The organism is Pseudomonas sp. GW821-FHT09E12 (assembly GCF_059416085.1).
Window position 1 is genome coordinate 63,013 of the sequence record NZ_JBWKOM010000012.1, and the last position, 10,184, is coordinate 73,196.

The 10,184-nt window shown below is 62.0% G+C and carries 9 protein-coding genes; 5 read left to right on the top strand and 4 right to left on the bottom strand.

All coding sequences use genetic code 11. The annotated features are described in order from the left end of the window. Positions 1-3: 3 nt before the first annotated feature. The 5 genes from AC07PQ_RS28315 (at position 4) to AC07PQ_RS28335 (ending at position 5,633) form a co-directional block, all read left to right on the top strand. Entirely contained in the window at positions 4-681 is a 678-nt protein-coding gene (locus AC07PQ_RS28315) for a heavy metal response regulator transcription factor (RefSeq protein WP_007922121.1), read from the top strand. Then, positions 671-2,035 carry a heavy metal sensor histidine kinase gene (locus AC07PQ_RS28320; RefSeq protein WP_493186609.1) on the top strand — a complete coding sequence of 455 codons (1,365 nt, stop codon included), beginning with the start codon at positions 671-673 and terminating at the stop codon, positions 2,033-2,035. Before AC07PQ_RS28315 ends, AC07PQ_RS28320 begins: the two co-directional genes overlap by 11 nt. 224 nt (positions 2,036-2,259) lie before the next feature. Continuing rightward, positions 2,260-2,484, top strand: coding sequence for a hypothetical protein (locus AC07PQ_RS28325; protein ID WP_053262556.1), 225 nt, complete (start codon positions 2,260-2,262; stop codon positions 2,482-2,484). A gap of 230 nt (positions 2,485-2,714) precedes the next feature. Further along, entirely contained in the window at positions 2,715-3,995 is a 1,281-nt protein-coding gene (locus tag AC07PQ_RS28330) for an OprD family porin (protein ID WP_493186610.1), read from the top strand. Positions 3,996-4,145: 150 nt separating this feature from the next. Continuing rightward, complete coding sequence (locus AC07PQ_RS28335) at positions 4,146-5,633, top strand: sensor domain-containing diguanylate cyclase (protein WP_037033891.1); 1,488 nt, start codon at positions 4,146-4,148, stop codon at positions 5,631-5,633. 126 nt (positions 5,634-5,759) lie between these two features. Here the strand turns inward: AC07PQ_RS28335 and lpxC are convergent, their stop codons facing one another. From lpxC to AC07PQ_RS28355, 4 genes are all read right to left on the bottom strand, one after another. Then, complete coding sequence (lpxC, locus tag AC07PQ_RS28340; RefSeq protein WP_009045509.1) at positions 5,760-6,671, bottom strand: UDP-3-O-acyl-N-acetylglucosamine deacetylase; 912 nt, start codon at positions 6,669-6,671, stop codon at positions 5,760-5,762. Between the two features lie 112 nt (positions 6,672-6,783). Beyond that, entirely contained in the window at positions 6,784-7,974 is a 1,191-nt protein-coding gene (gene ftsZ / locus AC07PQ_RS28345; protein ID WP_007922129.1) for a cell division protein FtsZ, read from the bottom strand. 65 nt (positions 7,975-8,039) lie between these two features. Further along, positions 8,040-9,299, bottom strand: a complete 1,260-nt coding sequence (gene ftsA / locus AC07PQ_RS28350) for a cell division protein FtsA (protein ID WP_007922131.1) — start codon at positions 9,297-9,299, stop codon at positions 8,040-8,042. A 14-nt stretch (positions 9,300-9,313) separates the two neighbouring features. Next, complete coding sequence (locus tag AC07PQ_RS28355; RefSeq protein WP_007922133.1) at positions 9,314-10,180, bottom strand: cell division protein FtsQ/DivIB; 867 nt, start codon at positions 10,178-10,180, stop codon at positions 9,314-9,316. Between the last annotated feature and the right edge of the window lie 4 nt (positions 10,181-10,184).

Here is a 10,184-nt window from a genome sequence, read left to right on the forward strand (position 1 = left end):
GTCATGCGCGTTCTGATTATCGAAGACGAAGAGAAAACCGCGGACTATCTGCACCGTGGCCTGACCGAACAAGGCTACACCGTGGACCTCGCGCGCGACGGCGTCGAGGGCCTGCACCTGGCGCTGGAAGGCGACTACGCGGTGATCGTGCTCGACGTGATGCTGCCCGGCCTCGACGGCTTCGGCGTGCTGCGGGCGCTGCGCGCGCGCAAGCAGACGCCGGTGATCATGCTCACCGCCCGCGAGCGCGTCGAAGACCGCATCAAGGGCCTGCGCGATGGCGCCGACGATTACCTGGGCAAGCCCTTTTCCTTCCTCGAACTGGTGGCGCGCCTGCAGGCCCTGACCCGCCGCAGCGGCGGCCACGAACCGGTGCAGATCAGCATCGCCGACCTGTGGATCGACCTGATCAGCCGCAAGGCCAGCCGCGCTGGTACGCGCCTGGACCTGACCGCCAAGGAGTTCTCGCTGCTCAGTGTGCTCGCCCGGCGCCAGGGCGAGATCCTGTCGAAAACCGCGATCGCCGAGATGGTCTGGGACATCAACTTCGACAGCGACGCCAACGTCGTCGAGGTGGCGATCAAGCGCCTGCGGGCCAAGCTCGACGGGCCGTTCGAGCAGAAACTGCTGCACACCATCCGCGGCATGGGGTATGTGCTGGAGAACCGCGGTGCCTCGTAATTCGATTGCCCTGCGCCTGAGCGGGCTGTTCACCCTGGTCGCCCTGCTGGTGTTCCTGCTGATCGGCGGCGCGCTCTATCAACAGGTGGACAAGGGTCTGGGCCTGCTGCCCGAGGCCGAGCTGGACGCGCGCTACAGCGTGCTGGAGTCGGCCCTGACGCGCTTCGGCAACCCGGAGCACTGGGCCAAGATCAACAACAAGCTCAAGCTGCTCAGCGAAGAAGACAAGCGCATCCGTTTCTGGGTGGTCAGCGGCGATCCCGCCTACGAATACGGCAACCCCGACCCGCAGATCCGCCGCTTCGCCCAGGGCCCGCTGGGCATGCGCGACCTGACCCTGCCCGGGCATCCCTATCCGCTGAAAGTGCTGGTCAGCCAGCTGCCGGCCAAGGAGCTGCGCCCGCCGCTGCGCTTTCTGATCGCCATCGACACCGAGACCTTCTACGAGACCCAGCACCAACTGCTGATTGCCCTGATCAGCCTGGCCATCATCGGCGTGCTGCTGGCCTCGGCGCTGGGTTACTGGGTGGCGCGCATCGGCCTCAAGCCCTTGATCGGGCTGTCCGAAGAAGCCCAGCGCCTGGCCCCACCGAGGCTTTCCGGACGCCTGCAGCTGTCGTCGCTGCCGCCGGAGCTGACGCAGTTCGCCAACTCGTTCAACTCGACCCTGGAGCGGGTGGAACAAGCCTATTCGCGCCTGGAATCCTTCAATGCCGACGTCGCCCACGAATTGCGCTCGCCGCTGACCAACCTGATCGGCCAGACCCAGGTGGCGCTGACTCGCGGACGTTCCGCCGAGCATTATTTCGAGGTGCTGCAATCCAATCTCGAAGAGCTGGAACGGCTGCGCTCGATCATCAACGACATGCTGTTCCTGGCCAGCGCCGACCAGGGCAGCAAGGCCACCAAGCTCACCAGCACCTCCCTGGCCAGAGAAGTGGCGACCACCCTGGACTACCTGGATTTCATCCTCGAAGACGCCCAGGTCAAGGTCGAGGTCCGCGGCGATGCCCAGGTGCAGATCGAGATCGCCCACCTGCGCCGGGCGCTGATCAACCTGCTGAGCAATGCCGTGCAGCACACCGAGCCCGGGCAGGTGATCCGGGTGCAGATCGATGTGCAGGAACACCAGGTGAGCATCGGCGTGAGCAATCCCGGTCAGGCCATCGCACGCGAGCATCTGCCCCGGCTGTTCGAGCGCTTCTACCGGGTCGACGCCTCCCGCAGCAACAGCGGTGCCAACCACGGCCTGGGGCTGGCGATCGTCAAGGCCATCGCCCTGATGCACGGCGGCGACGTGTTCGTGCGCAGCGATGACGGCATGAACACCTTCGGCCTCTACCTGCCAATCTGAGCTCTCCCTCTCCTCTGTGGTCGACGCTCGATTGCTCGCGATGGCGGCATGTCAGATACATCGCATTACCTCTATCGCCGGCCAGCCTGGCGCCTACAGAAGCGGTGTCAACTATTGCTTTTGGCGTAACAGTGCTTATCCTGTTCGGCGCTTTTTCCAGCCGTCTTGAAGTTATATTTTTGTCGCACCTAATTTGAACTTGCTCTGCAAGAAGGTCTTCAGAAATGTCCAACAGTATGGGTATTGCCAGCGCCTTTGTTTTGTCCTCCCTGTTCTTGGCCCCTATGGCCATGGCCGAAGAATCGCAGACTTTCGCCGCGCATAACGCCGCGCGCGCCGCTGCCTTCCAGGACGCCCAGGAAGCGCTGGCTGCCAAGCAACAGAACGGCAAGCAGCCGCAGGAAATCACGGCGGAACAACGCCAGCCGGACGTTCAGAAGGACAGCTGACACCCGCTACCGACTCGTTTCCCTCGACAACTTCTCTGCTCTAACCCTGGAGTAAGTTGTCTTAAAGCCGCTGATAACAGCGGCTTTTTTTTGCCATGTAGAACTGCCTGTTTCATTCGTTTCACCCAGAACAAGAAACACCCGAATCGACAATAACAACTGTCATCATTCATCCAAGGAGCTTTTTACCGGTGAAGGTCACTTCAACTCTCAGCCCGTTGTTCATTGCAATGGCTGCAACTATCGCCCCCTGTGTCCAGGCCGCCGACGAGGCCAGCCCCGAAGGCTTCGTCGAAGGCGCAAGCCTCAAGCTCAACGCCCGCAACTACTACATGAATCGCAATCGCCACCAGCAGGCTCCCGACAATATCGAATGGGGCCAGGGTTTCCTGGGAATCTTCGAGTCGGGTTATACCCAGGGCACGGTCGGTTTCGGCATCGATGCCAACGCCATGCTTGGCTTGAAACTCGATGGCGGTGGCGGAACCGACAGCTCGAGCATCCTGCCGGTCAGCGATGGCAGCGGCAAAGCGCCGACCTCGTTTTCCACGGCTGGCGCCACCCTGAAAATCCGCGCCTTCGACACCGAGCTCAAGGCCGGCGATCTGTTCCTCAACAATCCGGTGATCGCCGGTGGCCAGAGCCGCATGCTGCCGCAGACCTTCCGCGGGGTCAGCCTGGCCAACCACAGCTTCGACGGCTGGCTGCTCGAAGGCGGCCAGGCCAGCTTCACCAAGCCCTATAACCAGAGCGGCCGCCGACGTATCGACACGGCCTACGGCAAACTGGCGAATGGCGACGAAAGCCGCCACCTGAACTGGGCCGGCGTGGCCTGGAGCGGCGTGCCCGGGCTGACCAGCAGCCTGTACGCCGCCGAACTCAAGGACATCTGGAACCAGTACTACTACGACCTCGACTACAGCTATGCGCTGAACGAGCGGGTGACCCTGAACCCGGGCTTGCACTTCTATCACACCCAGGACACCGGCGACGCGCTGCTGGGCGACATCGACAACAACACCTACAGCCTGCATTTCACCCTGGGCGTCGGCCACCATAGCCTCACCGCCGCTTACCAGCGGGTGAATGGCAACACCCCGTTCGACTACATCAACCAGGGTGACAGCATCTACCTGGACAACTCCCAGCAGTATTCGGATTTCAACGGCCCCAACGAGCGTTCGTGGAAACTCAAGTACGCCTACGACTTCGCCGGCCTCGGCTTGCCGGGCCTGACTTCGGCGCTCTCCTACTCGCGCGGCGAGCTGGACCTGACCAAGGTCGACCCGCACAGCCGTGGCTACGCCAACTGGTACAGCGCCGGCGGCGAGCACGCCAGGCATTGGGAACGCGACCTTGACCTCAAGTACGTGGTGCAGGGTGGCCAGGCCAAGGATCTGGCGGTCCGCCTGCAGTGGGCCACCAACCGTGGCGGCAACGGTTATGGGGCGCTGGACAATGACACCGACGAATACCGGGTGATCGTCGATTACCCATTCAGTGTGTTCTAAGCGCGAATAAGCAAAAGGCCAGCATCATTTTGCTGGCCTTTTTTTTGTCTGCGATTTATACATGCGCCCGCAGGCGCGATCGGTCTCTGCAACTCTGCTTGCTTCATCCGGAACCACCCCTGAAACGTACACACCGCAGAAGTCAGAACCATGAGTGTGAGTAGTGCGACACCCCGCAGCACGACCACTTTGACCCGGTCGGAAAGGATGCTGATTCTTGGAAGCTCACTGATGGTCATCTCCATCCTGAGCATCGTGACCTTCTTGCTGATTCGCGAACGCGGCAGCGCCGAAATGGCCGCCACCCGCGCGGCTTCCAACATCGTGCAATTGATCGACGCCGACGTGCTGCGCAACGTCGAGCTGTACGACGTATCCCTGCGTGGCCTGATCAGCGCCTCGCAACGCGACGACCTGAAACAGGTATCGCCGACCATTCGCCATATGGCGCTGTTCGACCGGGCCACCGCGGCCCCCTACAAGGGCAACATCCTGCTGCTCGACTCGCGCGGCGATGTGCTCGCCGACTCCGCCTCGGTCGAACCGCGCCAGGGCAACTTTTCCGACCGGGAGTATTTTCAGTCCCATGTGGATAACCCTGATCCGGGCATGCTGATCAGCCGACCGTTCCGCGCCCGCCCGCCCGAGCTGGATTGGCGCATCAGTTTCAGCCGCCGGGTGTCCGGCGAGCGCGGGGAGTTCCTCGGCGTGGCCGAAGCAGCCATGCGCCTGGACTACTTCAGCCAATTGTTCAAAAGCCTGAATGTCGGCCGCGACAGCTCGGTCAACCTGATCAGTCGCGACGGTATCCTGCTGGCCCAGGAACCACCGCGAGCGGACAACCTGATCGGTCAGGACTTCAGCCAACGGCCCAATTTCATCCGCATCCTGCGCGAGGGGAACGGCAGCTTCAAAGGCATGTCCAGCACCCAGCAGCCGCGCCTGTATACCTTCTCCCAGGTCGGAGACCTGCCGCTGATCGTGATCGTGGCGCTTTCCAGCAATGAAGTCTTCGCCTCCTGGCAGCGCACCGCGCTGGTGGTCGGCGGCGCTACCGGTGCGCTGTGCCTGGGCCTGCTGTGGCTGACCTGGCTGCTTTGCCGGGAATTGCGCCGCCGCCAGAGCGCCGAGCAGGAACTCGCGCAACTGGCCGCCACTGACGCGCTCACCGGTTTGGACAACCGCCGCAGCCTGGACCAGACCCTGGCCCGCGAATGGGGACGCGCGCAACGCTCCCACAGCGCCCTGTCGCTGCTGATGTTGGACGTGGATCACTTCAAGGCCTTCAACGACCGCTACGGCCACCCGCTCGGCGATGAAGCCCTGCGCATCGTGGCCCGGGTGATCAGTGACAATATCCGTCGTCCCGGCGACCTGGCCGCACGCTACGGCGGCGAAGAGTTCGCCGTGGTCCTGCCGGAGACCGATAACGAAGGCGCCCGGCGTATCGCCGAGCATATCCGCGTGGCGATCGAGCGCCTGCCGCCGATCCGGGACGGTGCCTCGCCGATCACCATCAGCATCGGCCTCAGCACCTGGGCGGGCACGCCGAAGTCCAGCCTGGAAGCGCTGTGCTCGATGGCCGACAAGGCGCTGTACCAGGCCAAGGCCGAAGGGCGAAACCGGGTGGTAGGTTAAGGCCTCATCGCGGGCAAGCCTCGCTCCTACGGGTCCCGTGACCTCATCAGCCGTGCAGCAATCTGCAGGCATAAAAAAAGGCCACCCGAAGGCAGCCTTTAAAAACTAAAGGAAAGAGAGTGTTACTTACACGGCCGCAACCGGACGCATGTAAGAGATCGGTGCAGTGCTGGCATCTTCGAAGGTCACGACTTCCCAAGCGTCTTTCTGCTCAATGAGCTTGCGCAGAAGCTGGTTGTTCAGTGCATGGCCCGACTTGAAGCCTTTGAACTCACCTATCAGGCTGTTGCCCAGCAGGTAGAGGTCACCAATTGCGTCGAGGATCTTGTGCTTCACGAATTCGTCTTCGTAGCGAAGGCCGTCCTCGTTCAGTACACCATCCGCGTCGACCACGATGGCGTTTTCCACGCTGCCGCCGAGTGCGAGGTTGTGCTTGCGCAGGTACTCGATATCACTCATGAAACCAAAGGTACGGGCGCGGCTGACTTCTTTTACGAACGAAGTGCTGGAAAAGTCCACGCTTGCACTCTGGGTGCGGTCACGGAAAACCGGGTGATCGAAATCGATCTCAAAGCTCACTTTAAAACCGTCGAAAGGCACGAAAGTGGCGCGCTTGTCGCCGTCTTCCACTGTCACCTCGCGAAGGATGCGGATGAACTTCTTGGCTGCGTCCTGTTCTTCCAGGCCGGCAGATTGAATCAGGAATACGAAGGGTCCAGCGCTGCCATCCATGATCGGGACTTCGGACGCGGAGAGCTCGACGTAGGCGTTATCGATGCCCAGGCCAGCCATGGCCGAGAGCAAGTGCTCCACCGTGTCCACTTTGGTGTCACCGTTGACCAGGGTGGTCGACATAGTGGTTTCACCAACGTTTTCCGCGCGAGCAGGAATCTGCACCACAGGGTCCAGGTCGGCACGACAAAACACAATGCCGGTGTCGACAGGCGCAGGCTTGAGGGTCAGGTAAACCTTCTCCCCGGAGTGCAGGCCTACACCTGTGGCACGGATAATATTCTTCAGGGTGCGTTGTTTAATCATGGCTTGGGCCGCTTCAGCGCAAATTGCGAACTGGTATCAACAAAGGCTGGCGATAATAGCAGACCAGACCTTTGCTGAACACCAATCACCCTAATACCCCTGATACATTCCATCAATCGGCCTGGCGACGCAGGAAAGCCGGGATGTCCAGGTAGTCCAGATCATCTTGCGGATTCAGCTTCGCCGCAGTCGCAGCACTGGCCTGGGCCTGGTTGCGCATGACGGTCGGACGGTCCAGATCACGGTAGTTGACCGACGGCAGTTCCTGACGCGCAGGTGCTGGCGCCTGTGCAGCGGCCATGGAGGTTTGCACGGTATTGTCGATGACCTTCACAGGCTTCTCGATTTTCGCGCCCAGACCTGTGGCAACCACGGTCACGTGCAGCTCGTCGCGCATATCCGGATCGATAACGGTACCGACCTTGACCATGGCGTGCTCGGAAGCGAAGGCTTCGATGATGCTACCCACGTCGGAGTACTCACCCAGGGACAGGTCGGGACCGGCGGTGATGTTCACCAGGATGCCGCGCGCGCCTTGCAGGTTCACGTCTTCCAGCAGCGGGTTGCGGATCGCCGCTTCGGTCGCTTCACGTGCACGGTTAGGACCGCTGGCGCAGCCAGTGCCCATCATCGCCATGCCCATTTCGCTCATCACGGTGCGTACGTCGGCAAAGTCGACGTTGATCATGCCCGGACGCTTGATGATGTCGGAGATACCGCGAACGGCACCGGCCAGGACGTCGTCGGCCTTGGCAAAAGCCGACAGCAGGCTGGCGTCTTTGCCGAGGATGGTCAGCAGTTTTTCGTTGGGAATGGTGATCAACGAATCGACGCTTTCGCTCAGCGCGCGGATGCCTTCATCGGCGATCTGCATGCGCTTGCGACCTTCGAACGGGAACGGACGGGTCACCACCGCAACGGTGAGGATGCCCATTTCCTTGGCCACTTCGGCGATGATCGGCGCAGCACCGGTACCGGTACCACCGCCCATGCCGGTCGTGATGAACACCATGTTGGTGCCCGCCAGCACTTCAGCGATACGCTCGCGGTCTTCCAGGGCGGCTTGACGGCCGACTTCAGGATTGGCGCCAGCACCCAGGCCCTTGGTCACGCCGGTACCCAGTTGCAGGATGGTCCGCGCGCCGATGTTTTTCAGCGCTTGAGCATCAGTGTTGGCGCAGATGAATTCGACGCCTTCGATGTTGCTCTTGACCATGTGATTGACGGCGTTGCCGCCGCCACCGCCGACACCGATAACCTTGATTACCGGACTTGCGGGGACGTTGTCTACGAGTTCGAACATTTTCCCTCTCCTTTCATTTCTCTAGTTTTTTCGCCTACTGCTTACAACGGTGTTGCGGTAAATCTTCAGAAATTGCCCTGCACCCAGCTCTTGATGCGATCGAGCAAGGCGGCCTTGGGTTCATCGCTGCTGTAGCTGTCTCGGCTACCGATGCCGGAGAACGAGATACCGTCGGACTGCTTCTGCAGCCCGTACAACAGCAAGCCCACGCCGGTGGAGTAGATCGGGTTGCGCACCACGTCGGACAGGCCTTTGACGGTGTGCGGCACGCCCAGGCGGACCGGCATGTGGAAAATCTCTTCGGCCAGTTCGACCGCGCCTTCCATTTTCGAAGTACCGCCGGTCAGCACGATGCCGGCCGGGATCAGGTCTTCGTAGCCGCTGCGACGCAGTTCGGCCTGGATCAGGGTGAACAGCTCGTCGTAACGCGGCTCGACCACTTCGGCCAGGGCCTGGCGGGACAGCTCGCGCGGCGGACGGTCGCCGACGCTTGGCACCTTGATGGTTTCGCCGGCACCGGCCAGCTTGGCCAGGGCGCAGGCATAACGAATCTTGATTTCTTCGGCGTACTGGGTCGGCGTACGCAGCGCCATGGCGATGTCGTTGGTCACCTGGTCGCCGGCAATCGGGATCACCGCGGTATGGCGGATTGCGCCTTCGGTGAAGATCGCGATGTCGGTGGTGCCACCACCGATATCCACCAGGCACACGCCCAGCTCTTTCTCGTCGTCGGTCAGCACCGAATACGCCGAGGCCAGCTGTTCGAGAATGATGTCGTCGATTTCCAGGCCGCAGCGACGCACGCACTTTTCGATGTTCTGGGCGGCATTCACCGCGCAGGTCACCACGTGCACCTTGGCTTCCAGGCGTACGCCGGACATGCCCAGGGGCTCGCGCACGCCTTCCTGGTTATCGATCACGTAATCCTGCGGCAGGGTGTGCAGCACCCGCTGGTCGGCCGGAATCGCCACGGCCTGCGCCGCGTCGAGTACCCGCTCCAGGTCCGCCGAGCTCACTTCGCGATCACGAATCGCCACGATGCCGTGGGAGTTCAGGCTGCGAATGTGATTGCCCGCCACGCCGACGAACGCCGAGTGGATACGGCAACCGGCCATCAGTTGCGCTTCTTCTACCGCGCGCTGGATCGATTGAACGGTGGACTCGATATTCACCACCACGCCCTTCTTCAGGCCGCGCGATGGATGGGTGCCGATACCGACGATTTCCAGCGTGCCATCGGCCGCGACCTCGCCTACCAGCGCCACCACCTTGGAGGTACCGATATCCAGACCGACGATCATTTTGCCGCTTTGCACGTTTGCCATGGTCCTGCCTCTTCTTAATTCTTCGCGACGGCGGGTTGGGCCGTCGTGGGCGCTACAGGTTCCCGCCAGCCGACGGCCAGGCCGTTGGCATAACGCAGATCGATGCGCGCGATGTTCGTAATCTGTTCTTTCAGCGTTTTTTCATAAATGGCAATGAAGCGGCGCATCTTCTCCACCAGGTGATCGCGTCCGAGCAACAGTTCGATACCAGGACCGGCGCTGCCGGCCCCCGTGGTCAGGAACCAGCTGCCGCGCTCGCGCAACTCCAGACGGGCAATGGAGAAACCCATCGGGCGAAGCATCTGGCTCAACACCTGGTACTGCTGCATCACCTGCTGCTGGGCCCGCTGCGGGCCGAACAACTGTGGCAAGTGCTCGTAGTTCGCCAGCTCACGCGGGGTGAAGGCCTGGCCCTGGTTGTTCAACAGCGCCTCGTCGCCCCAACGGGCCACCGGCAACTGCTCTTCCAGGCGAATCACCACCTGGTCCGGCCACACACGCCGTACCTCGGCATGAGCGATCCATGGCATCTGTTCCAGCTCGGTACGCATACTCGCCAGGTCGATGGTGAAGAAGCTCGCCGCGACGTAGGGCGCGATCCGCTGCTGCACCGCCTGCTGGCTGATGTAACTCAGGTCGCCCTGCACCGCGACCTTAGTGATCGGCCGGTCGGCATAGGGCAACAGGCGCTGCGCGCCCTCGTAAGTGCCGAAGCCCAGCGCGACCAGCAGCACCGGCCACATCAGGCTTTTCAGCACGCCAAAGTTGGCTTTCGGCAGGCGCGCCGACATCGGCTCCTTGGCCACCATCCGGCTGGCACCGCGCGGCACCGGCTTGCGGCCGGGAGCGGGTTGCTGATGACGTAGCTGGGCGCCTTGCATGGCC